This window comes from Pseudomonas sp. Irchel 3A7, from assembly GCF_900187565.1.
Lineage (GTDB): Bacteria > Pseudomonadota > Gammaproteobacteria > Pseudomonadales > Pseudomonadaceae > Aquipseudomonas.
In genome coordinates, this window is the sequence record NZ_FYED01000002.1 from 289802 (window position 1) to 314982 (window position 25181).

The 25181-nt window shown below is 60.5% G+C and carries 21 protein-coding genes; all 21 read left to right on the top strand.

Translation table 11 applies throughout. From position 1 onward, the window contains the following. Positions 1-214: 214 nt before the first annotated feature. The 21 genes from CKW21_RS03915 (at position 215) to nuoM (ending at position 25180) form a co-directional block, all read left to right on the top strand. Positions 215-2440 (top strand): NADP-dependent isocitrate dehydrogenase, encoded by a 2226-nt coding sequence (locus CKW21_RS03915; RefSeq protein WP_095192706.1) that lies wholly within the window; start codon positions 215-217, stop codon positions 2438-2440. A gap of 216 nt (positions 2441-2656) precedes the next feature. Then, positions 2657-3103 (top strand): NUDIX hydrolase, encoded by a 447-nt coding sequence (locus CKW21_RS03925; RefSeq protein WP_095192708.1) that lies wholly within the window; start codon positions 2657-2659, stop codon positions 3101-3103. A 59-nt stretch (positions 3104-3162) separates the two neighbouring features. After that, positions 3163-4296 (top strand): tRNA 2-thiouridine(34) synthase MnmA, encoded by a 1134-nt coding sequence (mnmA, locus tag CKW21_RS03930; RefSeq protein ID WP_095192709.1) that lies wholly within the window; start codon positions 3163-3165, stop codon positions 4294-4296. Beyond that, the gene (hflD, locus tag CKW21_RS03935; RefSeq protein WP_095192710.1) at positions 4293-4916 is read left to right on the top strand and encodes a high frequency lysogenization protein HflD; all 624 of its coding nucleotides are present in this window, start codon (positions 4293-4295) and stop codon (positions 4914-4916) included. Before mnmA ends, hflD begins: the two co-directional genes overlap by 4 nt. Before the next feature lie 127 nt (positions 4917-5043). Continuing rightward, entirely contained in the window at positions 5044-6414 is a 1371-nt protein-coding gene (gene purB, locus CKW21_RS03940) for an adenylosuccinate lyase (RefSeq protein ID WP_095192711.1), read from the top strand. A gap of 86 nt (positions 6415-6500) precedes the next feature. Then, a complete protein-coding gene (locus tag CKW21_RS03945; protein ID WP_095192712.1) occupies positions 6501-7670 on the top strand; it encodes a cupin domain-containing protein in 1170 nt (389 codons plus the stop codon). After that, complete coding sequence (locus CKW21_RS03950) at positions 7663-8088, top strand: GNAT family N-acetyltransferase (RefSeq protein WP_095192713.1); 426 nt, start codon at positions 7663-7665, stop codon at positions 8086-8088. Before CKW21_RS03945 ends, CKW21_RS03950 begins: the two co-directional genes overlap by 8 nt. Positions 8089-8472: 384 nt before the next feature. After that, positions 8473-9234 carry a secretin N-terminal domain-containing protein gene (locus CKW21_RS03955; protein ID WP_095192714.1) on the top strand — a complete coding sequence of 254 codons (762 nt, stop codon included), beginning with the start codon at positions 8473-8475 and terminating at the stop codon, positions 9232-9234. 512 nt (positions 9235-9746) lie between these two features. After that, a complete protein-coding gene (gene aceA, locus CKW21_RS03960) occupies positions 9747-11072 on the top strand; it encodes an isocitrate lyase (protein ID WP_057399864.1) in 1326 nt (441 codons plus the stop codon). Between the two features lie 639 nt (positions 11073-11711). Beyond that, complete coding sequence (locus tag CKW21_RS03970; RefSeq protein ID WP_003223812.1) at positions 11712-12125, top strand: NADH-quinone oxidoreductase subunit A; 414 nt, start codon at positions 11712-11714, stop codon at positions 12123-12125. 10 nt (positions 12126-12135) lie between these two features. Continuing rightward, complete coding sequence (locus tag CKW21_RS03975) at positions 12136-12810, top strand: NADH-quinone oxidoreductase subunit B family protein (RefSeq protein WP_047527662.1); 675 nt, start codon at positions 12136-12138, stop codon at positions 12808-12810. Positions 12811-12882: 72 nt separating this feature from the next. Next, complete coding sequence (gene nuoC, locus CKW21_RS03980; RefSeq protein ID WP_095192716.1) at positions 12883-14667, top strand: NADH-quinone oxidoreductase subunit C/D; 1785 nt, start codon at positions 12883-12885, stop codon at positions 14665-14667. Positions 14668-14669: 2 nt separating this feature from the next. Beyond that, positions 14670-15167, top strand: a complete 498-nt coding sequence (gene nuoE, locus CKW21_RS03985; RefSeq protein ID WP_008020715.1) for an NADH-quinone oxidoreductase subunit NuoE — start codon at positions 14670-14672, stop codon at positions 15165-15167. Next, positions 15164-16519, top strand: coding sequence for an NADH-quinone oxidoreductase subunit NuoF (nuoF, locus tag CKW21_RS03990; protein ID WP_095192717.1), 1356 nt, complete (start codon positions 15164-15166; stop codon positions 16517-16519). Before nuoE ends, nuoF begins: the two co-directional genes overlap by 4 nt. Positions 16520-16657: 138 nt before the next feature. Further along, complete coding sequence (gene nuoG, locus CKW21_RS03995) at positions 16658-19372, top strand: NADH-quinone oxidoreductase subunit NuoG (protein ID WP_095192718.1); 2715 nt, start codon at positions 16658-16660, stop codon at positions 19370-19372. Next, a complete protein-coding gene (gene nuoH, locus CKW21_RS04000) occupies positions 19369-20376 on the top strand; it encodes an NADH-quinone oxidoreductase subunit NuoH (RefSeq protein WP_095192719.1) in 1008 nt (335 codons plus the stop codon). Before nuoG ends, nuoH begins: the two co-directional genes overlap by 4 nt. Before the next feature lie 12 nt (positions 20377-20388). Further along, positions 20389-20934: an NADH-quinone oxidoreductase subunit NuoI gene (nuoI, locus tag CKW21_RS04005; RefSeq protein WP_007970449.1), complete on the top strand. Its 546-nt coding sequence runs from the start codon at positions 20389-20391 to the stop codon at positions 20932-20934. Between the two features lie 9 nt (positions 20935-20943). Continuing rightward, positions 20944-21447 carry an NADH-quinone oxidoreductase subunit J gene (gene nuoJ, locus CKW21_RS04010; RefSeq protein WP_095192720.1) on the top strand — a complete coding sequence of 168 codons (504 nt, stop codon included), beginning with the start codon at positions 20944-20946 and terminating at the stop codon, positions 21445-21447. Between the two features lie 2 nt (positions 21448-21449). Further along, positions 21450-21758, top strand: a complete 309-nt coding sequence (gene nuoK / locus CKW21_RS04015) for an NADH-quinone oxidoreductase subunit NuoK (protein WP_007946416.1) — start codon at positions 21450-21452, stop codon at positions 21756-21758. Next, positions 21755-23608, top strand: coding sequence for an NADH-quinone oxidoreductase subunit L (gene nuoL / locus CKW21_RS04020; RefSeq protein WP_095192721.1), 1854 nt, complete (start codon positions 21755-21757; stop codon positions 23606-23608). Before nuoK ends, nuoL begins: the two co-directional genes overlap by 4 nt. A 39-nt stretch (positions 23609-23647) precedes the next feature. Next, positions 23648-25180 carry an NADH-quinone oxidoreductase subunit M gene (gene nuoM / locus CKW21_RS04025; protein WP_095192722.1) on the top strand — a complete coding sequence of 511 codons (1533 nt, stop codon included), beginning with the start codon at positions 23648-23650 and terminating at the stop codon, positions 25178-25180. Position 25181 lies beyond the last annotated feature (1 nt).

A 25181-nucleotide genomic window follows, 5' to 3' on the forward strand; every position in this document is an offset into this window, starting at 1 on the left:
ACCTCTCCTTGCTACCCAAAACGTAGCCGAGACTTTCCGCCCAAAGCCGGGCTGTTACCGCAACCCGACTGCTTGACGCTCTACTGATGCACCCAACATCACCGCGAAGAAACCTCGACATTCGGCTCATGGATGACTTTGAACGAACGCGCTTACCCGGCGCCCCTCGAGTTTCTGCGCACGCTTTAGCAAAGAAGAGAGAGTTAATCCGAATATGCCCACCCGCTCGAAGATCATCTATACCTTCACCGACGAAGCTCCCGCCCTCGCCACCTATTCACTGTTGCCTATCGTAGAGGCCTTCACCGCCTCGGCTGATATCGCCGTGGAAACCCGCGATATCTCTCTTGCAGGGCGCATCCTGGCCAGCTTCCCCGAGCAACTGGGCGACAAAGCCGTAGCTGACCACCTCGCCGAACTGGGCGACCTGGCCGTTACGCCTGAAGCCAACATCATCAAGCTGCCGAACATCAGTGCCTCGGTTCCGCAGCTGCAAGCCGCGATCAAAGAACTGCAAGCCCAGGGCTACGCACTGCCGGACTACCCGGAAACCGTGACCAGCGACGCCGACAAAGAAGCCAAGGCCCGTTACGACAAGGTCAAGGGCAGCGCCGTGAACCCGGTTCTGCGCGAAGGCAACTCCGACCGTCGCGCCCCGCTGTCGGTCAAGAATTACGCACGCAAGCACCCGCACAAAATGGGCGCCTGGGCCGCAGACTCCAAGTCCCACGTCGCGCACATGAGCAGCGGTGATTTCTACGGCAGCGAAAAAGCCGCCCTGATCGACGCCGCCGGCGCGGTCAAAATCGAACTGATCGCTCAAGACGGCACCACCACCGTCCTGAAAGAAAAGACCAGCGTTCAGGCAGGCGAGATCCTCGACTGCGCCGTGATGAGCAAAAATGCCCTGCGCCGCTTCATCGCCGCTGAAATCGAAAGCGCCAAGCAACAAGGCGTACTGCTGTCGGTTCACCTCAAAGCCACCATGATGAAGGTCTCCGACCCGATCATGTTCGGTCAGATCGTTGCCGAGTTCTATAAAGACGCACTGGCCAAGCACGCTGACGTGCTGGCGCAGATCGGCTTCAACCTGAACAACGGCATCGGCGACCTGTACGCCCGCATCAAGGCCCTCCCGGCCGAGCAGCAAGCGCAGATCGAAGCCGACATCCAGGCGGTCTACGCCGTTCGTCCGTCGCTGGCGATGGTCAACTCCGACAAGGGCATCACCAACCTGCACGTGCCGAGCGACGTCATCGTCGACGCCTCGATGCCGGCAATGATCCGTGACTCCGGCAAGATGTGGGGCACCGACGGCCAGCTGCACGACACCAAGGCGGTGATCCCGGATCGCTGCTACGCCACCATCTACCAGGCAGTGATCGAAGACTGCAAGGCAAATGGCGCCTTCGACCCAACCACCATGGGCAGCGTGCCGAACGTTGGCCTGATGGCGAAGAAAGCCGAAGAGTACGGCTCCCACGACAAGACCTTCCAGATCAAGACCAACGGTGTGGTTCGCGTAACCGACACCAACGGCACCCTGCTGCTGGAACAGTCGGTTGAAGCCGGCGACATCTTCCGCATGTGCCAGACCAAAGACGCGCCGATCCAGGACTGGGTCAAACTGGCCGTCAACCGTGCCCGTGCAAGCGCCACCCCAGCCATTTTCTGGCTGGACCCGATGCGCGCCCACGATGGCGTGGTGATCGAGAAAGTTCAGGCCTACCTGAAGGATCACGACACCTGCGGCCTGGACATCCGCATCATGTCGCCAGTCGACGCGATGAAGTTCACCCTGCAGCGCACCCGCGAAGGCAAGGACACCATCTCGGTGACCGGCAACGTACTGCGCGACTACCTGACCGACCTGTTCCCGATCATGGAACTGGGCACCAGCGCCAAGATGCTGTCGATCGTGCCGCTGATGAACGGTGGCGGCCTGTTCGAAACCGGCGCCGGCGGTTCGGCACCCAAGCACGTGCAGCAACTGCTGGAAGAGAACTTCCTGCGCTGGGATTCCCTGGGCGAGTTCCTGGCCCTGGCCGCCTCCCTCGAGCACCTGGGTGTGACTTACAACAACCCTAAGGCGCTGGTTCTGGCCAAGACCCTGGACCAGGCCACCGGCCAGTTCCTGGACAACAACAAGTCGCCATCGCGCAAAGTCGGCAACATCGACAACCGCGGCAGCCACTTCTACCTGGCGCTGTACTGGGCCCAGGCCCTGGCCGCCCAGTCCGAAGACACTGCACTGCAAGCGCAGTTCGCGACCCTGGCCAAGACCCTGACCGAGAACGAAGCAACCATCGTTGCCGAACTCAACGCCGTTCAGGGCAAGCCAGTGGACATCGGTGGTTACTACCACGCCGATGCCGAGCTGATCAGCAAGGCCATGCGTCCGAGCGCCACGCTCAACGCGGCGATTGCTGCGCTGGTGTAAGGTTGTAGTGATGCAAAGAAACCCCGGCCCCGTGCCGGGGTTTCTGTTTAAGCGTATCTGCCGAAACCGGCCCTTGTGGGAGCGAGCCTGCTCGCGAATGCGGTTTATCATTCGACATCGATGCTGGCTGACCCACCGCTTTCGCGAGCAGGCTCGCTCCCACAGGGGCCGGTTTCCATATTGAAATCTTTGCACCCCTGAACTGGAGGTAATCCCATGGACTGGCAACCCCACATCACCGTCGCCACCATCATCGAAGACAACGGCCGCTTCCTGATGGTCGAAGAGCTCAAGCACGGACGAACGGTACTCAACCAGCCCGCCGGCCACCTGGATCCGGACGAAACCCTCACCGAAGCCGCCGTACGCGAAACCCTCGAGGAAACCGGCTGGGACGTCGAACCGACCGGGGTGCTGGGCATTTATCTCTATACCGCGCCGAGCAACGGCGTCACCTACCAACGGGTGTGCTTCATTGCCAAACCGCTGAAACACCACCCCGACTATCAACTGGACGACGGCATCGTCGGCGCCAAGTGGCTGACCCGCGAGGAGTTGATCGAGCAGCGCGAGCACTGGCGCAGCGAGCTGATCATCCGCTGCATCGACGACTATCTGGACGGTAAACACTTCGGTCTCGAACTGATCCGTCCTTCTCTTTAGCCTTGCAGGCCCGAGCCTGTTAGAATCGCGTCCTTTTTCAAGACACTCATTGAATACCTATGCGTGATCCAGCCCCTTCTGACACACAAAAGAAGCGCGTCATTGTCGGTATGTCCGGCGGCGTGGACTCTTCCGTTTCCGCTCTCCTGCTGATCGAGCAGGGCTATGAGGTGGAAGGCCTGTTCATGAAGAACTGGGAAGAAGACGATGGAACGGAATACTGCACCGCCATGGATGACCTGGCGGACGCCCAGGCCGTGTGCGACAAGATTGGCATCAAGCTGCACACCGCCAACTTCGCCGCCGAGTACTGGGACAACGTGTTCGAGCACTTCCTGGCCGAATACAAGGCCGGTCGCACGCCGAACCCGGACATCCTGTGCAACCGCGAAATCAAGTTCAAGGCGTTCCTCGACTACGCCATGATGCTCGGCGCCGACCTGATCGCCACCGGTCACTACGTGCGTCGCCGCGACATCGACGGCCGCACCGAATTGCTCAAAGGCCTGGATCCGAACAAGGACCAGAGTTACTTCCTGCATGCGGTCGGCGGCGAACAGATCGCCAAGACCCTGTTCCCGGTCGGCGAACTGGAAAAACCCCAGGTCCGTGCAATTGCCGAGAAATACGAACTGGCGACCGCGAAGAAAAAGGATTCCACCGGGATCTGCTTCATCGGCGAGCGCCGCTTCAGCGATTTCCTCAAGCAATACCTGCCGGCGCAACCGGGCGAAATCAAAACCCCCGAAGGCGAAGTCATCGGCCGTCACCACGGCTTGATGTACCACACCATCGGCCAGCGCCAGGGCCTCGGTATCGGCGGCCTGAAGGACGCCGGCGAAGAGCCGTGGTACGTGCTGATCAAGGACCTGGAACACAACGAGCTGATCGTTGGCCAGGGCAATGACCACCCGTGGCTGTTCTCCCGCGCCCTGCTCGCTTCCGACATCTATTGGGTCAACCCGATCGACCTGAGCCAGCCGCGCAAACTGACCGCCAAGGTCCGCTATCGCCAGAGCGACCAGCCTTGCACCCTGGAAAAGACCGCCAGCGGTTATCGCGCGACCTTCGATGACCCACAACGTGCGGTCACTCCGGGTCAGTCCGTGGTGTTCTACGACGGTGAAATCTGCCTCGGCGGCGGCGTGATCGAAGTCGCCGAACCCTGGACAAGCAAAGGCCAGCAACAATGAGCCCGACTCAGGAGCAACTGACGGCGCTGGGCGGCGTGTTTCTCGCCGCGGTGCTGGTGGACAAGATCGCCAAGACCGGACAGACCAGCGAAGCCGGCCTGACCTGCATGCTCGGCAGCCTGTTGATCCGCGACCCCAAGGACACCCTGGAAGTCTACGGCGGCGACGACATCAATCTGCGCGAAGGCTATCGCGCCTTGATCGGCGCCCTGGAACGCGACCCGAGCGCCCTGCAGCGCGAACCGTTGCGCTATGCACTGGCCATGCTCGGCCTTGAGCGTCAGCTGGCCAAGCGCAATGACATGCTGGACGTGATCGGCAAACGCCTGCCGCAGATCCAGTCCCAGGTCGAACACTTCGGCCCGGCTCACGAGAACGTGATCGCCGCGTGCGGCGCGCTGTACCAGGACACCCTGAGTACCCTGCGCCAGCGCATCCAGGTCCATGGTGACATGCGCAACCTGCAGCAACCGAGCAACGCCTCGAAAATCCGCGCCCTGTTGCTGGCCGGTATTCGTTCGGCACGCCTGTGGCGGCAATTGGGCGGTCATCGCTGGCAACTGGTGGTCAGTCGCCGCAAATTGCTCAAAGAGCTTTACCCACTGATGCGCAGCAGCTGAAGCGCATCAACAACACCGTTTTGTAGTCAGTAACGCGTAATACGCTGGTCAGTTGGCAACGGACCCGCGGATTTTTTCATGTATGATACGCGCCCCATTTCGTTGCCCGACTGTCCGAGAACACCCCATGCAGCTCTCTTCGCTCACTGCGGTTTCCCCTGTTGACGGCCGCTACGCCGGCAAAACCCAGGCCCTGCGCCCAATTTTCAGCGAGTACGGCCTGATCCGTGCCCGCGTTCTGGTTGAAGTGCGCTGGCTCCAGCGCCTGGCCGCTCACCCTGCCATCAGCGAAGTGCCGGCGTTCTCCGCCGAAGCCAACGCGGTGTTGAATGCCCTGGCGGAAAACTTCTCCCTGGAGCACGCCGAGCGCGTCAAAGAGATCGAGCGCACCACCAACCACGACGTCAAGGCCATCGAATACCTGCTCAAAGAGCAAGCGGCCAAGCTGCCGGAACTGGCCAAGGTCAGCGAATTCATCCACTTTGCCTGCACGAGTGAGGACATCAACAACCTGTCCCACGCCCTGATGCTGCGCGAAGGCCGTGATGACGTGATGCTGCCACTGATGCGCCAGACAGCCGAAGCCATTCGCGAACTGGCCATCCGCTTCGCTGACGTGCCGATGCTGTCGCGCACCCACGGCCAACCGGCTTCGCCGACCACCCTGGGCAAAGAGCTGGCGAACGTGGTTTACCGCCTGGAGCGCCAGATTGCTCAAGTCGCTGCCGTTCCTCTGCTGGGCAAGATCAACGGCGCTGTCGGCAACTACAACGCACACCTGTCGGCCTACCCTGAGATCGACTGGGAAGCCAATGCCCGCGCCTTCATCGAAGACGAGCTGGGCCTGGGCTTCAACCCGTACACCACGCAGATCGAACCACACGACTACATTGCCGAGCTGTTCGACGCGATCGCCCGCTTCAACACCATCCTGATCGACTTCGACCGCGACATCTGGGGCTACATCTCCCTGGGCTATTTCAAACAGCGCACCATCGCTGGCGAAATCGGTTCGTCGACCATGCCGCACAAGGTCAACCCGATCGACTTCGAAAACTCCGAAGGCAACCTGGGCATCGCCAACGCACTGTTCCAGCACCTGGCGAGCAAACTGCCGATCTCCCGCTGGCAGCGCGACCTGACCGACTCCACCGTACTGCGCAACCTCGGTGTCGGCTTCGCCCACAGCGTGATCGCGTACGAAGCGAGTCTTAAAGGCATCAGCAAACTCGAGCTGAACGCAGACAAAATCGCTGCCGATCTGGATGCCTGCTGGGAAGTCCTGGCCGAGCCGATCCAGACCGTGATGCGTCGCTACAACATCGAAAACCCGTACGAGAAGCTGAAAGAATTGACTCGCGGCAAGGGCATCAGCCCTGAAGCGCTGCAGACTTTCATCGACGGCCTGGACATGCCAGCCGCCGCCAAGGCCGAGCTGAAATTGCTCACCCCGGCGAACTACATCGGCAACGCCGTGGCACAAGCCAAACGCATCTGATCGACCGCTGGACCCTTTTGAGACGCCCGGCAGCGCCGGGCGTTTTTATTCCCGTCTGAAAAGTGCTTTTTTTCAATAGGTTACACATGAATCCTGACATTCCTCTTCAACTTCTGGGCGGCATCACGGCACGGGAATTCCTGCGCGACTACTGGCAGAAAAAACCGCTGCTGATCCGTCAGGCGATTCCTGACTTCGAAAGCCCGATCGACGCCGACGAACTGGCCGGCCTGGCGCTGGAAGAAGAAGTCGAATCGCGCCTGATCATCGAGAACGGCGAGCGTCCGTGGGAATTGCGTCGCGGCCCGTTTGCCGAAGACGAATTCAGCAAACTGCCGGAACGCGAATGGACCCTGCTGGTTCAAGCCGTTGACCAGTTCGTACCGGAAGTCAGCGAATTGCTGGAGCACTTCCGCTTCCTGCCGAGCTGGCGGATCGACGACGTGATGATCAGCTTCGCCGCCCCCGGTGGCAGTGTCGGTCCGCACTTCGACAACTACGACGTGTTCCTGCTGCAAGGCCACGGCAAGCGCAACTGGAAAATCGGCCAGATGTGCGACTCCGAAAGTCCGCTGCTGCAACATGCGGACCTGCGCATCCTTGCCGACTTCGAAGCCACCGACGAATGGGTCCTGGAACCGGGCGACATGCTGTACCTGCCGCCGCGCCTGGCCCACTGCGGCGTGGCCGTCGACGACTGCCTGACTTACTCCGTCGGTTTCCGCGCCCCGAGCGCCGCTGAAGTGCTGACCCACTTCACCGACTTCCTCAGCCAGTTCCTGCCGGACGAAGAGCGCTACACCGACGCCGATGCACTGCCTGCGGCCGACCCGCATCAGATCCAGCACGACGCCCTCGACCGCCTGAAAAGCCTGCTGGCCGAGCACATGAGCGACGAACGCCTGCTGCTGACCTGGTTCGGCCAGTTCATGACCGAGCCGCGCTATCCGGAATTGGTGGTGGGCCCTGAAGACCTCGCCGAAGACGACGTACTCGGCGCACTGGAGCAAGGCGCGGTGCTGATTCGCAACCCGAGCGCCCGCCTGGCCTGGTCGGAGGTCGATGACGACCTGCTGCTGTTCGCCAGCGGCCAGAGCCGTTACCTGCCCGGCAAACTGCGCGAGCTGCTGAAAATGATCTGCGCCGCCGATGCCCTGCACCTCGACAACCTCGGCCAATGGCTGAGCGATGAAGACGGTCGCGGCCTGCTGTGCGAACTGGTCAAGCAAGGAAGCCTGGGGTTTGCCGATGAATAAGATTCACGTACGTGTCGCAGACTGGCAGAAGGACAACGCCGAGATCCGGCGCATTCGTGAAGCGGTGTTCGTCGCCGAGCAGTCCGTTCCACCTGAACTGGAATGGGATGCCGACGACCTGACTGCCGTGCATTTCCTGGCTCTGGAAGGCGACTTTCCGATTGGCACCGCGCGCTTGCTGCCCGACGGTCATGTCGGCCGGGTATCGGTACTCAAGGACTGGCGCGGACTGAAAGTCGGCGACGCACTGATGCAGGCGGTGATCGGTGAAGCCGAGAAGCGCGGGCTGAAGCAACAGATGCTCAGCGCCCAGGTACAGGCCACGGCATTCTATGAGCGCCTGGGCTTTCACATGGTCAGCGAGGAATTCCTGGAAGCAGGCATTCCACATGTGGACATGGTGCGCCAATCCGCTTGAGACGCTGTGGTGAGGGGATTTATCCCCGTTCGGCTGCGCAGCAGTCGCAAACCCTGCGCATGCAGTGTACCTGAATAGCAGTGGTAGCAGGTTTTAGGGCCGCTCCGCAGCCCAACGGGGATAAATCCCCTCGCCACAAGGGCCCCGAAGCACACCCCAAAACGCCCCGTCATTTTCGGATGCCGGGGCGTTTTGCTGTCCAGGATTCAACTTGCCCCACCCCGGGCCGACAAACTGGCAATATCAACACACCTGTAGGAGCGAGCTCGCTCGCGATGACCTTGAAAACGCCGCGGGGTGTCAGGCTTCCAACGTTATCGTTAACGACTATCGCGAGCGAGCTCGCTCCTACAGATCAAAAATTCGAAGGCGGAGATAACGGATATGTCCCTACGCACCCTGCTCACCACACTGTTGGTAACTTGCAGTTTTTCGGTCATGGCAGCCACCGAGATCGTGCCACTGAACTACCACACCAGCGCCGATCTGCTGCCGGTGGCGCAGGATTTCATCGGCAAGGACGGCCAGGTCAGCGCCTACGGCAATCAGCTCATCGTCAACGCCGATCAGCGCAAGATCGACGAACTTAAGGCGCTTTTAAGCCAGCTCGATACCGCACCCAAACGCCTGCTGATTACCGTCGACACCAACGAAAACAACGTCCAGGGCGATCAGGGTTATTCGGTGAACGGCGCCAAGCCGAGCCAGACCCGCATCATCAACCGCAGCACCGACAGCCGTGACGGCGGCATCCAGCAAATCCAGGCCACCGATGGCATGCCGGCACTGATCCAGGTCGGCCAGAGCGTACCGCTGACCAGCACCCAGACCGACTCCTACGGCGACTTGCGCAGCCAGACCGAATACCGCAACGTCACCCAGGGTTTTTACGTCACCGCCAATGTCACCGGCGAGATCGTTCACCTGTCGATCAGTACCAACCGTGACCGCATGAGCCAGGAACGTCCCGATGTAGTGAACGTACAAAGTACCGACACAACCGTCACCGGCCGCCTGGGCGAATGGATCCTGCTGGCCGGGGTAAACGGCCAGACACAGGCCGACAAACAGGGCCTGACCCGCAGCTACTCGACCCAAAGCCGCAATGACATGACCCTGCGGGTGAAAGTCGACACCTTGGACTGAACCACCGAAAACTGACCGGCAAGTCGTATTAGACCAAAGATGTAGTGCTTGAAAAAAAGCACTACAAAACGTTTGACGAGCCAAAAAAGCGAAGGCATGATGGCCTCGCTCCCGCTAATCAGAGGCCCTGGCAAGGGCCTTCGAGGCGATGTTCGCACCTACCCCGCGAACCGCTTCGTGTCTGTACCGCCCACAAGGTGTGTTTGACGAGGTTGTCGACTGGAACGAAGTTGTCCCGAGGGACGGAAGCGTTATTAGGTAACCCGGCACCACACTGATGTTCGTACCAAGGCCCACGACGCCCGAATGCGCCCGCAGTTCGCCTTTACCTGCTCACTTCCCCCTCGAGCCCATCGTTCATCCCGTCGCCTCCCCCGCCGAATCCGACTTGACCGCCTAAGCTTCTGGTCAGCGAGCAGCCATCTACGCCATTTTCAGGATGCGTAACTGGCGAACAGGAATTTTCCACCGCAGAACAACTTTTCATACAAGACGCGACGAGGTTTATCTCCATGGCACTGACACGCGAACAGCAAATTGCAGCCCTCGAAAAAGACTGGGCTGAAAACCCGCGCTGGAAAGGCGTGACACGCACTTACTCCGCTGCTGACGTCGTCCGTCTGCGTGGCTCGGTTCAACCTGAGCACACCTTTGCAAAAATGGGCGCCGAGAAGCTGTGGAACCTGGTTACCCAGGGTGCCAAGCCAGCCTTCCGTCCTGAGAAAGATTTCGTCAACTGCATGGGCGCCCTGACCGGCGGCCAGGCTGTGCAACAAGTCAAGGCCGGTATCCAGGCGATCTACCTGTCGGGCTGGCAAGTGGCTGCGGACAACAACTCCGCCGAATCGATGTACCCGGACCAGTCGCTGTACCCGGTTGACTCGGTTCCAACCGTGGTCAAGCGCATCAACAACTCGTTCCGTCGTGCCGACCAGATCCAGTGGAAAGCCGGCAAGAACCCGGGCGACGACGGCTACATCGACTACTTCGCGCCAATCGTGGCCGACGCTGAAGCCGGTTTCGGCGGCGTACTGAACGCCTACGAGCTGATGAAGAGCATGATCGAAGCAGGCGCCGCCGGCGTTCACTTCGAAGACCAACTGGCTTCTGTGAAGAAATGCGGCCACATGGGCGGCAAGGTACTGGTTCCGACCCAGGAAGCCGTACAGAAGCTGACCGCTGCCCGTCTGGCGGCTGACGTTGCCGGTACGCCGACCATCATCCTGGCCCGTACCGACGCCAACGCCGCTGACCTGCTGACGTCCGACTGCGACCCGTACGACCAGCCATTCGTGACTGGCGAACGTACCCAGGAAGGCTTCTACAAAGTGCGCGCCGGCCTGGACCAGGCGATCGCTCGCGGCCTGGCCTACGCGCCATACGCCGACCTGATCTGGTGCGAAACCGCCAAGCCGGATCTGGAAGAAGCCCGTCGCTTCGCTGAAGCGATCAAGAAGGAATACCCGGACCAACTGCTGTCGTACAACTGCTCGCCTTCCTTCAACTGGAAGAAAAACCTGGACGACGCGACCATCGCCAAGTTCCAGCGCGAACTGTCCGCCATGGGCTACAAGCACCAGTTCATCACCCTGGCCGGCATTCACAACATGTGGCACAGCATGTTCAACCTGGCGCACGACTACGCCCGCAACGACATGACTGCCTACGTGAAGCTGCAAGAGCAGGAATTCGCTGATGCTGCCAAGGGTTACACCTTCGTGGCTCACCAGCAGGAAGTGGGCACCGGCTACTTCGACGACATGACCACCGTGATCCAGGGTGGCTCGTCGTCGGTGACCGCGCTGACCGGCTCGACCGAAGAAGAACAGTTCCACTGATCTGCTTCAACTGAGTAAACGGCCGTTGCGGACCGTATAGAAAGCTAACCGCAGCGCTGCACATCTGACGCCCCGACTGGTTCGGGGCGTTTTTTTTGCGCACGATTCCGAGACCAACCCAAAACCCTGTGGAAGCGAGCCTGCTCGCGAATGCGATTTATCATTCAACATCGATGATGGCTGACCCACCGCTTTGGCGAGCAGGCTCGCTCCCACAAGGGGTTGCGGTGTTGAACCCACACATTGATCCAGAGCGCTATCGAGATCAGGAAAATCAGGTAAAACAGCCCCGCACGCTACTTGCAGTAACGCGCATATAAGACAACTTCCCAACCCCCTGCAGGGTAAACAGTTTAAAAACCAACCCAAACAATATTGATTATCATTTAGACACAACTATGTTCGTTACATTCCCAACAAAACATATTTGACGAAATGCCGGCTAATGCCCGCAACGCAAGGGCTACAGGGCTTTGAGGGCTCGTTATGTCCTTATTCCTATAAATAATTTCGCTATAGGAATTTTACTTGCAGGGTGTTTAGCCATAAAATCAGCGGGATTGATTGCTGCGACATATCGTCACTGCTTTGTTTCTTTTCAAGCTCAGAGACCCTTGCTCTCTGTTAAGGATTACCAGCATGCCCGAAGCGACAGGACTCATGGCCCACAACTGGGGCTTTGCCATTTTCCTTCTGGGCGTTGTCGGCCTCTGTGCCTTCATGCTCGGTGTCTCCAGCCTCCTTGGGTCAAAAGCCTGGGGTCGCAGCAAAAACGAACCGTTCGAGTCCGGCATGCTACCTACAGGTGGCGCCCGCTTGCGGCTCTCAGCCAAATTCTATCTGGTCGCGATGCTCTTCGTGATCTTCGATATCGAAGCCCTTTTTCTCTTTGCATGGTCTGTGTCCGTCCGCGAAAGCGGCTGGACCGGATTCGTCGAAGCTCTCGTTTTCATAGCAATTCTGTTGGCAGGTCTTGTCTACCTATTCCGAGTGGGCGCCCTTGACTGGGCTCCGGAAGCTCGGCGCAAGCGGCAAGCGAAGCTGAAACAATGAGGCTTTGGCAATGCAATACAATCTCACCAGGATCGACCCCGATGCTCCTAACGAGCAGTATCCGATTGGCGAACGGGAAACCGTTTCCGATCCGTTAGAAGATCAAGTCCACAAAAACATTTTCATGGGCAAGCTCGAAGACGTGCTTAACGGCACGATCAACTGGGGGCGCAAGAACTCCCTGTGGCCGTATAACTTCGGTCTTTCGTGCTGCTATGTGGAAATGACCACCGCCTTCACGGCGCCCCACGACATCGCGCGCTTTGGCGCCGAGGTTATCCGGGCATCGCCGCGTCAGGCGGATTTCATGGTTATCGCCGGTACCTGCTTCATCAAGATGGCGCCGATCATTCAGCGTCTCTACGAGCAAATGCTCGAACCGAAATGGGTTATCTCCATGGGTTCGTGCGCCAACTCCGGTGGCATGTACGACATCTACTCTGTCGTTCAAGGGGTGGACAAGTTCCTGCCCGTGGACGTCTACGTGCCTGGCTGCCCGCCCCGCCCTGAAGCTTTCCTGCAAGGCCTGATGCTGTTGCAGGAGTCGATTGGCCAGGAGCGTCGCCCACTTTCCTGGGTCGTTGGCGATCAAGGCGTTTATCGCGCCGAGATGCCTTCCGAAAAGGAAAAGCGCCGCGAACAGCGTATTCAGGTAACCAACCTGCGCAGCCCCGACGAAGTCTGATCCAGTTCTGCTGTTTCAAAGAAACGAAAAACTGGCTTCATTCTTTACGTTGACCGAAAGCGATAAATAACCATGACTACAGGCAGTGCTCTGTACATCCCGCCTTATAAGGCAGACGACCAGGATGTGGTCGTCGAACTGAACAACCGTTTTGGCCCGGAGGCGTTCACCGCCCAGCCTACCCGCACCGGCATGCCGGTGCTTTGGGTTGCCCGCGCCAAACTCGTCGAAGTCCTGACTTTCCTGCGCAACCTGCCCAAGCCGTACGTCATGCTCTATGACCTGCACGGCGTGGACGAGCGCCTGCGCACCAAGCGTCAAGGGCTGCCGAACGGCGTCGACTTCTCCGTGTTCTATCACTTGATGTCGATCGAACGTAATAGTGACGTAATGATCAAGGTCGCCTTGTCCGAGAGCGACCTCAGCTTGCCGAGCGTCACCAGCATCTGGCCGAACGCCAACTGGTACGAGCGTGAAGTCTGGGACATGTACGGCATCGACTTCAAAGGCCACCCGCACCTGTCGCGCATCATGATGCCGCCGACCTGGGAAGGTCACCCGCTGCGCAAGGACTTCCCGGCCCGTGCTACCGAGTTCGATCCGTTCAGCCTGACCCTGGCCAAGCAACAGCTTGAGGAAGAAGCCGCGCGCTTCAAGCCTGAAGACTGGGGCATGAAACGTTCCGGCCCGAACGAGGACTACATGTTCCTCAACCTGGGTCCCAACCACCCTTCGGCGCACGGTGCGTTCCGCATCATCCTGCAACTGGACGGTGAAGAGATCGTCGACTGCGTACCGGACATCGGCTACCACCACCGTGGCGCCGAGAAGATGGCCGAGCGCCAGTCCTGGCACAGCTTCATTCCGTACACCGACCGTATCGACTACCTCGGCGGCGTGATGAACAACCTGCCGTACGTGCTCTCGGTCGAGAAGCTGGCCGGCATCAAGGTGCCGGAGAAGGTCGACGTCATCCGCATCATGATGGCCGAGTTCTTCCGGATCACCAGTCACCTGCTGTTCCTGGGTACCTACATCCAGGACGTCGGCGCCATGACCCCGGTGTTCTTCACCTTTACCGACCGTCAGCGTGCGTACACGGTGATCGAAGCCATCACCGGTTTCCGTCTGCACCCGGCCTGGTACCGCATCGGTGGCGTCGCCCACGACCTGCCGCGCGGCTGGGAAAAACTGGTCAAGGACTTCGTCGAGTGGATGCCCAAGCGTCTGGACGAATACCAGAAAGCCGCCCTGGACAACAGCATCCTGCGTGGCCGTACCATCGGTGTCGCCGACTACAACACCAAGCAAGCCCTGGAATGGGGTGTCACCGGTGCCGGCCTGCGTTCCACCGGTTGCGACTTCGACCTGCGTAAAGCGCGTCCGTACTCGGGCTACGAAAACTTCGAGTTCGAAGTACCGCTGGCGGCCAATGGCGATGCCTACGACCGTTGCATCGTGCGTGTCGAGGAGATGCGCCAGAGCATCAAGATCATCGACCAGTGCCTGCGCAACATGCCGGAAGGCCCGTACAAGGCGGATCATCCGCTGACCACGCCGCCGCCGAAAGAGCGCACGCTGCAGCACATCGAAACCTTGATCACGCACTTCCTGCAAGTTTCGTGGGGCCCGGTCATGCCGGCCAACGAATCCTTCCAGATGATCGAAGCGACCAAGGGCATCAACAGTTATTACCTGACGAGCGATGGCGGCACCATGAGCTACCGCACCCGGATTCGTACCCCAAGCTTCCCGCACCTGCAGCAGATCCCTTCGGTGATCAAAGGCAGCATGGTCGCGGACTTGATCGCGTACCTGGGTAGTATCGATTTCGTTATGGCCGACGTGGACCGCTAAGCATGAACAGCACGCTTATCCAGACAGACCGTTTCACCCTGAGTGAAACCGAGCGCTCGGCCATCGAGCACGAGTTGCATCACTACGAAGACCCGCGCGCGGCGTCGATCGAAGCCCTGAAGATCGTCCAGAAGGAACGTGGCTGGGTGCCGGACGGCGCCCTGTACGCCATCGGCGAAATCCTCGGTATTCCGGCCAGCGACGTTGAAGGCGTGGCGACGTTCTATAGTCAGATCTTCCGTCAACCGGTCGGCCGCCACATCATTCGCGTCTGCGACAGCATGGTCTGCTACATCGGCGGCCACGAGTCGGTGGTCAGCGAAATCCAGAGCAAGCTGGGCATCGGCCTGGGTCAGACCACCGCCGACGGTCGTTTCACCCTGCTGCCGGTCTGCTGCCTCGGCAACTGCGACAAGGCGCCGGCGTTGATGATCGACGACGACACGTTCGGTGATGTGCAGCCAGCAGGCGTTGCCAAATTGCTCGAGGGCTACGTATGACCCTGACTTCCTTCGGTCCTGCCAACCGCATCAAGCGTTCGGCCGAGACTCACCCGCTCACCTGGCGTCTGCGTGACGACGGCGAAGCCGTATGGCTTGACGAATACCAGGCCAAGAACGGTTACGCCGCTGCGCGCAAGGCCTTCGCCGACATGGCTCAGGACGACATCGTCCAGACCGTGAAAGACTCCGGCCTCAAGGGCCGCGGCGGTGCAGGCTTCCCCACTGGCGTGAAGTGGGGCCTGATGCCCAAGGACGAATCCATCAACATCCGCTACCTGCTGTGCAACGCGGATGAAATGGAGCCCAACACCTGGAAAGACCGCATGCTGATGGAGCAACTGCCCCATCTGCTGATCGAAGGCATGCTGATCAGTGCCCGTGCACTAAAAACCTACCGTGGCTACATCTTCCTGCGTGGCGAGTACACCACCGCCGCCAAGCACTTGAACCGTGCCGTGGAAGAAGCCAAGGCAGCAGGCCTGCTGGGCAAGAACATCCTGGGCAGCGGCTTCGATTTCGAGCTGTTTGTCCACACCGGCGCCGGGCGTTACATCTGCGGTGAAGAAACCGCACTGATCAACTCCCTCGAAGGCCGCCGCGCCAACCCGCGCTCCAAGCCGCCCTTCCCTGCCGCCGTTGGCGTATGGGGCAAGCCGACCTGCGTGAACAACGTTGAAACCCTGTGCAACGTCCCGGCGATCATCGCCGACGGCGTGGACTGGTACAAATCGCTGGCTCGCGAAGGCAGTGAAGACATGGGCACCAAGCTCATGGGCTTCTCCGGCAAGGTCAAGAACCCGGGCCTGTGGGAGCTGCCATTCGGCGTCACCGGTCGCGAGCTGTTCGAAGACTACGCCGGCGGCATGCGCGACGGTTACCAGCTCAAGGCCTGGCAACCCGGCGGCGCCGGTACCGGTTTCCTGTTGCCGGAACACCTGGACGCACAAATGTACGCCGGCGGCATTGCCAAAGTGGGCACCCGTATGGGTACCGGCCTGGCCATGGCGGTGGACGACAGCATCAACATGGTGTCCCTGCTGCGCAACATGGAAGAGTTCTTCGCCCGTGAGTCGTGCGGTTTCTGCACCCCGTGCCGTGATGGTCTGCCGTGGAGCGTGAAGCTCTTGCGTGCGATCGAGAACGGTGAAGGGCAAGCCGGCGATATCGAGACCCTGCTGGGTCTGGTCGGCTTCCTCGGCCCAGGCAAGACCTTCTGTGCTCACGCACCGGGTGCCGTGGAGCCATTGGGCAGCGCCATCAAATACTTCCGCCATGAGTTCGAAGCCGGCATCGCGCCCACCAGCGCCGTCGTCCCGCCTCTGGCAAGGCCGATCGTAGTCGGCGCGTAAACGCTTAAAAAAAGGCGAAGGGTCCGTGCCCTTCGCTTTTCGTGCGATGACGCCTTTAACGGCTGTGTTGATTCGCGCGGATAACAAGATTCCATTAGCCACGCCCGCTGACACCGGGCCAACGAAGAACTTTGAACCATGGCCACTATCCACGTAGACGGCAAAGAGCTCGAAGTCGATGGGGCAGACAACCTGTTACAGGCATGTCTGTCGCTAGGCCTCGATATCCCTTATTTCTGCTGGCACCCCGCCCTTGGCAGCGTTGGCGCTTGTCGCCAGTGCGCGGTCAAGCAGTACACCGATGAGAACGACAAGCGTGGTCGGATCGTCATGTCCTGCATGACCCCCGCCACCGACGGCAGCTGGATCTCCATCGACGACGAAGAAGCAAAAGTATTTCGCGCCAGCGTCGTCGAATGGCTGATGACCAACCACCCTCACGACTGCCCGGTCTGTGAAGAAGGCGGTCACTGCCACCTGCAAGACATGACGGTAATGACCGGCCACAACGAGCGCCGTTACCGCTTCACCAAGCGTACCCACCAGAACCAGCAACTGGGCCCGTTCATTTCCCACGAAATGAACCGCTGCATCGCTTGCTACCGCTGCGTGCGCTTCTATAAGGACTACGCCGGCGGCACCGACCTCGGCGTATTCGGCGCCCACGACAACGTGTACTTCGGTCGCGTTGAAGACGGCGTGCTGGAAAGCGAGTTCTCCGGCAACCTCACCGAGGTCTGCCCGACCGGTGTGTTCACCGACAAGACCCACTCCGAGCGCTACAACCGTAAATGGGACATGCAGTTCTCGCCGAGCATCTGCCATGGCTGCTCCAGCGGCTGTAACATTTCCCCGGGCGAGCGCTACGGTGAGCTGCGTCGTATCGAAAACCGTTTCAACGGTTCGGTAAACCAGTACTTCCTGTGCGACCGTGGCCGCTTCGGCTATGGCTACGTCAACCGCACCGACCGTCCACGTCAGCCGCTGCTCGCCAACGGCGCCAAGCTGACCCTCGACGAAGCGCTGGATAAAGCCGCCGACCTCTTGCGCGGTCGCAACATCGTCGGTATCGGTTCGCCCCGCGCCAGCCTCGAAAGCAACTACGCGTTGCGCGAACTGGTCGGTGCCGAGCACTTCTACTCCGGTATCGAAGCTGCCGAGCTGGAGCGCATCCGTCTGGTGCTGCAAGTGCTCAAAGACAGCCCGCTGCCAGTACCGAACATGCGCGACATCGAAGACCACGACGCCGTGTTCGTCCTCGGAGAAGACCTGACCCAGACTGCTGCGCGCATGGCCCTGTCCCTGCGTCAATCGGTCAAGGGCAAGGCCGAAGACATGGCCGACGCCATGCGCGTCCAGCCTTGGCTCGACGCCGCGGTGAAGAACATCGGTCAGCACGCACTGAACCCGCTGTTTATCGCCAGCCTGGCTGAAACCAAGCTCGACGACATCGCCGAAGAATGCGTTCACGCCGCGCCAGACGATCTGGCCCGTATCGGTTTCGCCGTGGCTCACGCCCTCGACGCCAGCGCTCCAGCCGTTGAAGGCCTGGATGCCGAAGCCCTCGAGCTGGCCAAGCGCATTGCAGATGCCCTGCTCGCCGCCAAGCGACCGCTGATCATCGCCGGTACGTCCCTGGGCTCCAAAGCCCTGATCGAGGCCGCCGCGAACATCGCCAAGGCCCTGAAGCTGCGCGAGAAGAACGGTTCCATCAGCCTGATCGTGCCGGAAGCCAACAGCCTCGGCCTGGCCATGCTCGGTGGCGAATCGGTCGACGCTGCGCTGCAAGCGGTGATCGACGGCAAGGCCGACGCCATCGTCGTGCTGGAAAACGATCTGTACACCCGTACCGACAAAGCCCGTGTGGATGCTGCCCTGACCGCCGCGAAAGTGGTGATCGTGGCTGACCACCAGAAGACCGCCACCAGCGATCGCGCGCATCTGGTTCTGCCAGCCGCCAGCTTCGCCGAAGGCGACGGTACCCTGGTCAGCCAGGAAGGCCGCGCCCAGCGCTTCTTCCAGGTGTTCGATCCGAAGTACATGGATGCCAGCATCCTGGTTCACGAAGGCTGGCGCTGGCTGCATGCCCTGCGCGCGACCCTGCTGAACCAGCCGATCGACTGGACCCAGCTGGATCACGCCACCGCTGCCGTGGCGGCAAGCACGCCGCAACTGAACCGTATCGTCGATGCTGCACCGTCCGCCGCGTTCCGCATCAAGGGCATGAAACTGGCCCGTGAACCGCTGCGTTACTCCGGTCGTACCGCCATGCGCGCCGACATCAACGTGCATGAACCGCGTACCCCGCAGGACAAGGACACCGCGTTCGCCTTCTCGATGGAAGGTTACTCGGGTTCGGCCGAACCGCGTCAGCAAGTGCCTTTCGCCTGGTCTCCGGGCTGGAACTCGCCGCAAGCCTGGAACAAGTTCCAGGACGAAGTCGGTGGTCACATCCGTGCCGGCGACCCGGGCACCCGCCTGATCGAAAGCACCGGCGACTCGCTGAACTGGTTCGCCAGTGTTCCGCGTGCGTTCAACCCGGCTCCGGGTACCTGGCAAGCCGTGCCGTTCTTCCACCTGTTCGGCAGCGAAGAAAACTCCTCGAAAGCCGCTCCGGTCCAGGAACGCATTCCGGCCGCCTACGTGGCCCTGGCCAAGTCCGAAGCCGACCGCCTGGGTGTCAACGACGGCGCCATGCTGAGCTTGAACGTGGCCGGCCAGACCCTGCGTCTGCCACTGCGTATCAATGAAGAGCTGGGCGCCGGCCTGGTGGCATTGCCTGCGGGCATCGCCGGCATTCCACCAGCGATCTTTGGCCAATCCGTTGACGGTCTGCAGGAGGCAGCGCAATGACCTTGTTCACTCCTGAAGTGATCGACATCATCATCGCGGTCCTCAAGGCCGTGGTGATTCTGCTCGCCGTGGTGGTCTGCGGTGCCCTGCTCAGCTGGGTCGAGCGTCGCCTGCTCGCCCTCTGGCAGGACCGTTACGGTCCAAACCGCGTCGGTCCGTTCGGCGCGTTCCAGATCGCCGCCGACATGATCAAGATGTTCTTCAAGGAAGACTGGACCCCGCCGTTCGCCGACAAGATGATCTTCACCCTGGCACCGGTAGTGGCCATGAGCGCCCTGCTGATTGCCTTCGTGATCATCCCGATCACCCCGACCTGGGGCGTGGCGGATATCAACATCGGCATCCTGTTCTTCTTTGCCATGGCCGGTCTGTCGGTCTACGCGGTGCTGTTCGCCGGCTGGTCGAGCAACAACAAGTTCGCCCTGCTGGGCAGCTTGCGGGCCTCGGCACAAACCGTGTCGTACGAAGTGTTCATGGGCCTGTCGCTGATGGGCATCGTGATCCAGGTCGGCTCGTTCAACATGCGCGACATCGTTGAATACCAGGCCCAGAACCTGTGGTTCATCATTCCGCAGATCTTCGGTTTCCTGACCTTCTTCATCGCTGGCGTGGCCGTGACTCACCGTCACCCGTTCGACCAGCCGGAAGCGGAACAGGAACTGGCCGACGGTTACCACATTGAATACGCCGGTATGAAATGGGGCATGTTCTTCGTCGGCGAGTACATCGGTATCGTGCTGATTTCGGCGCTGCTGGTGACCTTGTTCTTCGGTGGCTGGCACGGTCCGTTCGGCATTCTGCCGCAGATCCCGTTCATCTGGTTCGCACTGAAAACCGGGTTCTTCATCATGATGTTCATCCTGTTGCGCGCTTCGATTCCGCGCCCTCGGTATGACCAGGTGATGGATTTCAGCTGGAAGTTCTGCCTGCCGCTGACCCTCGTCAACATGCTGGTGACCGCTGCGATCGTGTTGCTCAACACGCCCGCCGTCGCGGCTCAGTGAGGATAGAGAATCATGAAGTACATATTTGACATCGTGCATGGCTTCTACACCCAGCTTCGCAGCCTGGTGATGATTTTCGGCCACGCCTTCCGCAAGCGCGACACGCTGCAGTACCCGGAAGAACCGGTCTACCTGCCGCCGCGCTACCGTGGCCGTATCGTCCTGACCCGCGACCCCGACGGCGAAGAGCGTTGCGTAGCCTGCAACCTGTGCGCCGTGGCTTGCCCGGTCGGTTGCATCTCGCTGCAGAAAGCTGAAACCGAAGACGGTCGCTGGTATCCGGACTTCTTCCGCATCAACTTCTCGCGCTGCATTTTCTGCGGCCTCTGCGAGGAAGCCTGCCCGACCACCGCGATCCAGCTGACACCGGATTTCGAGATGGCCGAGTTCAAACGTCAGGACCTGGTTTACGAGAAAGAAGATCTGCTGATCTCCGGCCCCGGCAAAAACCCTGATTACAACTTCTATCGTGTTGCAGGTATGGCGATTGCCGGTAAGCCGAAGGGCTCCGCGCAGAATGAAGCCGAACCGATCAACGTGAAGAGCTTGCTGCCTTAAGGAAGAAAGATGGAATTCGCTTTCTATTTCGCATCGGGTATCGCTGTGGTGTCCACGCTTCGCGTGATCACCAACACCAACCCTGTGCACGCCCTGCTCTACCTGATCATTTCGCTGATCGCCGTGGCGATGACGTTTTTCGCCCTCGGCGCGCCGTTCGCCGGTGTGCTGGAAGTGATCGCCTACGCTGGCGCCATCATGGTGCTGTTCGTGTTCGTGGTGATGATGCTGAACCTGGGCCCGGCCTCGGTTCAGCAAGAGCGCGTCTGGCTCAAGCCCGGTATCTGGGGCGGCCCGGTCGCCCTCGCTGCGCTGCTGCTGGTTGAACTGCTGTATGTGCTGTTCTCCGACCAGACCGGCCAGGCCATCGGCCACACCACCGTAGACGCCAAGGCCGTGGGCATCAGCCTGTTCGGTCCTTACCTGCTGGTGGTCGAACTCGCCTCGATGCTGCTGCTCGCCGCAGCCGTGACGGCGTTCCACTTGGGCCGCAACGAAGCCAAGGAGCAATGACGATGCCTGCTATCCCTATGGAGCATGGTCTGGCGGTCGCCGGCATCCTGTTCTGCCTCGGTCTGGTCGGCCTGATGGTCCGCCGCAACATTCTTTTCGTGCTGATGAGCCTGGAGGTCATGATGAATGCCTCCGCGTTGGCGTTCATCGTTGCCGGTAGCCGCTGGGCGCAGCCGGATGGACAGATCATGTTCATCCTGGTGATCAGCCTGGCAGCCGCCGAGGCCAGTATCGGCCTGGCGATTCTGTTGCAGCTGTACCGCCGCTTCCACACTCTCGATATCGACGCTGCCAGCGAGATGCGCGGATGAATCTTCTCTATCTGACTTTCGTATTCCCTCTCATTGGTTTCCTGCTGCTGTCGTTCTCCCGTGGACGCCTCTCGGAAAACCTCTCGGCGCTGATCGGCGTCGGTTCCGTCGGCTTGTCGGCCATCGTCACGGCTTACGTGATCTGGCAATTCAACGTCGCACCACCGGAAGGCGGCCACTACACCCAGGTGTTGTGGCAGTGGATGGCGGTGGAAGGCTTCACGCCGAACTTCGCGCTGTACCTGGATGGTCTGTCCCTGACCATGCTCGGTGTCGTGGTCGGCGTAGGCTTCCTGATCCACCTGTTCGCGTCCTGGTACATGCGCGGTGAAGCCGGTTACTCGCGCTTCTTCGCCTACACCAACCTGTTTATCGCCAGCATGCTGTTCCTGGTGCTGGGCGATAACCTGTTGTTCCTGTACTTCGGCTGGGAAGGCGTGGGCTTGTGCTCATACCTGTTGATCGGTTTCTACTACAGCAACCGCAACAACGGTAACGCCGCACTCAAAGCCTTCATCGTGACCCGTATCGGCGACGTGTTCATGGCCATCGGCCTGTTCATCCTGTTCGCTCAACTGGGCACGCTGAACGTCCAGGAACTGCTGGTGCTGGCACCGCAGAAATTCCAGGCCGGCGACTTCTGGATGGTCATGGCCACCCTGATGCTGCTGGGCGGCGCTGTCGGTAAATCCGCGCAACTGCCGCTGCAAACCTGGCTGGCGGATGCGATGGCTGGCCCGACTCCGGTTTCGGCACTGATCCACGCGGCAACGATGGTAACTGCAGGTGTCTACCTGATCGCCCGTACCCACGGCCTGTTCACCCTGGCGCCGGAAATCCTGCACCTTGTGGGCATCGTCGGTGGCGTGACCCTGGTGCTGGCCGGTTTTGCCGCGCTGGTGCAGACGGACATCAAGCGAATCCTCGCCTACTCGACCATGAGCCAGATCGGCTACATGTTCCTGGCCCTGGGCGTGGGTGCCTGGGATGGCGCGATCTTCCACCTGATGACCCACGCGTTCTTCAAGGCCCTGCTGTTCCTTGCATCCGGTGCGGTGATCGTTGCCTGCCACCACGAGCAGGACATCTTCAAGATGGGCGGCCTGTGGAAGAAACTGCCTCTGGCCTACGCCAGCTTCATCGTTGGCGGCGCGGCCCTGGCAGCCCTGCCACTGGTCACCGCGGGCTTCTACTCCAAGGACGAAATCCTCTGGGAAGCGTTCGCCAGCGGCAACCAGGGTCTGCTCTACGCAGGCCTGGTCGGTGCGTTCATGACCTCGCTGTACACCTTCCGCCTGATCTTCATCGCGTTCCACGGTGAAGCGAAGACCGAAGCCCACGCCGGTCACGGCATCGCTCACTGGCTGCCACTGTCGGTGCTGATCGTGCTGTCGACCTTCGTCGGCGCGATGATCGTTCCGCCGCTGCACGGTGTACTGCCGCAAAGCGTCGGCCATGCCGGTGGCGAAGCCAAGCACAGCCTGGAAATCGCCTCGGGCGCCATCGCCCTGGCCGGTATCCTGCTGTCCGCGCTGCTGTTCCTCGGCAAGCGTCGCTTCGTGACCGCCATCGCCAACAGCGGCATCGGCCGTTTCCTGTCGGCCTGGTGGTTCGCTGCCTGGGGCTTCGACTGGATCTACGACAAACTGTTCGTCAAGCCATACCTGGCGATCAGCCACATCCTGCGCAAAGACCCGCTCGACCAGACCATCGGTCTGATCCCGCGCATGGCCAAAGGCGGTCACACCGCCCTGAGCCGTACCGAGACCGGTCAACTGCGTTGGTATGCCGCCTCGATGGCTGCTGGTGCCGTGCTGGTAATCGGCGCCGTCGTGCTGGTAGCGGTCTGATATGAACCTTGCGAACTTGCGAAAGGAATTGAGCCCGTCATGATTCTGCCTTGGCTAATCCTGATCCCCTTCATCGGCGGCCTGCTGTGCTGGATGGGTGAGCGCTTCGGCGCCACCCTCCCCCGCTGGATTGCGCTGATCACCATGTCCCTGTTGCTCGCCCTCGGCCTCTGGCTGTGGGCCAACGGCGACTATTCACTTGCCCCGGCGCCAGGCGCCGATCCGACCTGGGTGCTTGAGTTCAAGCACATCTGGATCCAGCGTTTCGGCATCAGCGTGCACCTGGCCCTCGACGGCCTGTCGCTGTTGATGATCCTGCTGACCGGTCTGCTGGGTGTTCTCTCGGTCCTCTGCTCGTGGAAAGAAATCCAGCGTCACGTTGGCTTCTTCCACCTGAACCTGATGTGGATCCTGGGCGGTGTCGTCGGCGTGTTCCTGGCCCTCGACCTGTTCATGTTCTTCTTCTTCTGGGAAATGATGCTGGTGCCGATGTACTTCCTCATCGCGCTCTGGGGTCACAGTTCTTCGGATGGCAAGAAAACCCGGATCTACGCGGCGACCAAGTTCTTCATCTTCACTCAGGCTTCCGGCCTGATCATGCTGGTGGCGATCCTGGGTCTGGTACTGGTCAACTTCAACGACACCGGCGTGATTACTTTCAACTACGCCGACCTGTTGAAAACCAAGATGTCGACGACCACCGAGTACATCCTGATGCTCGGTTTCTTCATCGCTTTCGCGGTGAAACTGCCGGTCGTGCCGTTCCACTCCTGGTTGCCTGACGCTCACGCCCAGGCGCCGACCGCTGGTTCCGTCGACCTCGCCGGTATCTTGCTGAAGACGGCTGCCTACGGCCTGCTGCGTTTCGCCCTGCCGCTGTTCCCGAACGCATCGGCCGAGTTCGCGCCGTTCGCCATGACCCTGGGTCTGATCGGGATTTTCTACGGTGCGTTCCTGGCGTTCGCGCAAACCGACATCAAGCGTCTGATTGCCTTCTCGTCCGTTTCCCACATGGGCTTCGTCCTGATCGGCATCTATTCCGGCAGCCAACTGGCGCTGCAGGGCGCGGTGATGCAGATGCTGGCGCACGGTCTGTCGGCCGCGGCACTCTTTATCCTGAGTGGCCAGCTGTACGAACGCACCCACACCCGCGACATGCGTGAAATGGGTGGCCTGTGGTCGAAGATCGCTTACCTGCCGGCCCTCAGCCTGTTCTTCGCGGCCGCGTCCCTGGGCCTGCCGGGTACCGGTAACTTCGTCGGCGAGTTCCTGATCCTGATCGGCACCTTCCCGATCGCCCCATGGGTCACCATCATCGCGACGTCCGGCCTGGTGTTCGGTTCGGTCTACTCGCTGATCATGATCCATCGTGCCTACTTCGGCCCGGCCAAGTCGGACGCGGTGCTGCATGGCATGGACGGTCGCGAAATGATCATGGTGGTCGGTCTGGCAGCGCTGCTGATCTACATCGGCGTCTACCCGCAACCGTTCCTCGATACCTCTGCCGCTACGATGCATGGCGTGCAGCAGTGGCTCGGCACCGCCTTCACTCAACTCGCTTCGGCCCGGTAAG

Excerpts from the sequence above, each read along its gene's own strand:
- nuoL (WP_095192721.1), top strand. The coding sequence starts at position 21,755 with ATGAATCTTCTCTATCTGACTTTCGTATTCCCTCTCATTGGTTTCCTG.
- nuoJ (WP_095192720.1), top strand. The coding sequence starts at position 20,944 with ATGGAATTCGCTTTCTATTTCGCATCGGGTATCGCTGTGGTGTCCACG.
- nuoI (WP_007970449.1), top strand. The coding sequence starts at position 20,389 with ATGAAGTACATATTTGACATCGTGCATGGCTTCTACACCCAGCTTCGC.
- nuoM (WP_095192722.1), top strand. The coding sequence starts at position 23,648 with ATGATTCTGCCTTGGCTAATCCTGATCCCCTTCATCGGCGGCCTGCTG.
- nuoC (WP_095192716.1), top strand. The coding sequence starts at position 12,883 with ATGACTACAGGCAGTGCTCTGTACATCCCGCCTTATAAGGCAGACGAC.
- CKW21_RS03975 (WP_047527662.1), top strand. The coding sequence starts at position 12,136 with ATGCAATACAATCTCACCAGGATCGACCCCGATGCTCCTAACGAGCAG.
- hflD (WP_095192710.1), top strand. The coding sequence starts at position 4,293 with ATGAGCCCGACTCAGGAGCAACTGACGGCGCTGGGCGGCGTGTTTCTC.
- CKW21_RS03915 (WP_095192706.1), top strand. The coding sequence starts at position 215 with ATGCCCACCCGCTCGAAGATCATCTATACCTTCACCGACGAAGCTCCC.
- aceA (WP_057399864.1), top strand. The coding sequence starts at position 9,747 with ATGGCACTGACACGCGAACAGCAAATTGCAGCCCTCGAAAAAGACTGG.
- CKW21_RS03945 (WP_095192712.1), top strand. The coding sequence starts at position 6,501 with ATGAATCCTGACATTCCTCTTCAACTTCTGGGCGGCATCACGGCACGG.
- nuoK (WP_007946416.1), top strand. The coding sequence starts at position 21,450 with ATGCCTGCTATCCCTATGGAGCATGGTCTGGCGGTCGCCGGCATCCTG.
- CKW21_RS03950 (WP_095192713.1), top strand. The coding sequence starts at position 7,663 with ATGAATAAGATTCACGTACGTGTCGCAGACTGGCAGAAGGACAACGCC.
- CKW21_RS03955 (WP_095192714.1), top strand. The coding sequence starts at position 8,473 with ATGTCCCTACGCACCCTGCTCACCACACTGTTGGTAACTTGCAGTTTT.
- CKW21_RS03970 (WP_003223812.1), top strand. The coding sequence starts at position 11,712 with ATGCCCGAAGCGACAGGACTCATGGCCCACAACTGGGGCTTTGCCATT.
- nuoE (WP_008020715.1), top strand. The coding sequence starts at position 14,670 with ATGAACAGCACGCTTATCCAGACAGACCGTTTCACCCTGAGTGAAACC.
- purB (WP_095192711.1), top strand. The coding sequence starts at position 5,044 with ATGCAGCTCTCTTCGCTCACTGCGGTTTCCCCTGTTGACGGCCGCTAC.
- CKW21_RS03925 (WP_095192708.1), top strand. The coding sequence starts at position 2,657 with ATGGACTGGCAACCCCACATCACCGTCGCCACCATCATCGAAGACAAC.
- mnmA (WP_095192709.1), top strand. The coding sequence starts at position 3,163 with ATGCGTGATCCAGCCCCTTCTGACACACAAAAGAAGCGCGTCATTGTC.
- nuoH (WP_095192719.1), top strand. The coding sequence starts at position 19,369 with ATGACCTTGTTCACTCCTGAAGTGATCGACATCATCATCGCGGTCCTC.
- nuoF (WP_095192717.1), top strand. The coding sequence starts at position 15,164 with ATGACCCTGACTTCCTTCGGTCCTGCCAACCGCATCAAGCGTTCGGCC.
- nuoG (WP_095192718.1), top strand. The coding sequence starts at position 16,658 with ATGGCCACTATCCACGTAGACGGCAAAGAGCTCGAAGTCGATGGGGCA.